The 888-nt window shown below is 46.2% G+C and carries 1 protein-coding gene; it reads left to right on the top strand.

Annotated elements, in window-relative coordinates; translation table 11 throughout:
- Window positions 1–888, top strand: an 888-nt coding sequence (locus tag ACX5KA_RS06730; protein ID WP_458730729.1) for an IS4 family transposase, incomplete at both ends; no start/stop codon positions are given.

Raw genomic sequence — 888 nt, 5'->3', positions numbered from 1 at the left:
GTATCGCTTGTCAGCTATAAAATGCATAAAGCTCGTCGGGATGCGGTAACGGCGTGCGTCAAAAGCTTGCTTAATGGAAGCGCTGCAACAGTAACCAGCATAGGTCGAGGAATTAACACTAAAGCCTTTGAAAAACATAGGATTAAGCGTGCGGACCGTTTGCTTTCAAACCCACATTTGTTACGCGAAACGCCGTTTATCTATGCATCTATCGGCCAACTATTTTGTGGTAACACTTCACGCCCTGTTATCTCAATCGATTGGTCAGATTTAGATGACCGTAAAGCGCATTTTCTGTTACGCGCAGCAATATCTTTAAAAGGTAGGCCCATCACACTGTATCAAGAAGTGCACTGCAATAAGACGAAAGATAAACCGGCTACGCACAAGACCTTCTTGAAGACCTTGCACGCTATATTACCTTCTCACTGTCGTCCCATTATCGTCACCGACGCAGGGTATAAATCGCCTTGGTTTAGAGAAGTTAGGGCGCTAGGATGGGACATTGTTGGGCGTATCCGCAAGCCACATTTTTACTCGCTTGATAGAGGAAATACGTGGCAATGTATTCGTCATCTTTACGCACAAGCAACCTGTCGACCGAAGCGTTTCGATAACAGCCAAATAGTAAGGAGCAATCCCTTTACCTGCACGCTAGTTCTGTTTAAACAGAAATCTAAAGGACGACATGCTTCAAATCCAGATGGTACACGCAAAGCCTCAAAGCGCTCAAAGGTGCATGCGCGAGGCGCTAAAGACCCGTGGCTATTAGCCACATCACTGGCGTCTCACCGAAGCCTATCGAAACAAGTTGTAGCCATTTACAGGCAGCGAATGCAAATTGAAGAAGGCTTTAGAGACATGAAAAGCACCAAGTTCGGGCTTGGC

Source organism: Alteromonas alvinellae, from assembly GCF_902705805.1.
The sequence above is the reverse complement of the archived record's forward strand: the minus strand, read 5'-3'. Positions and strand labels throughout refer to the sequence as shown.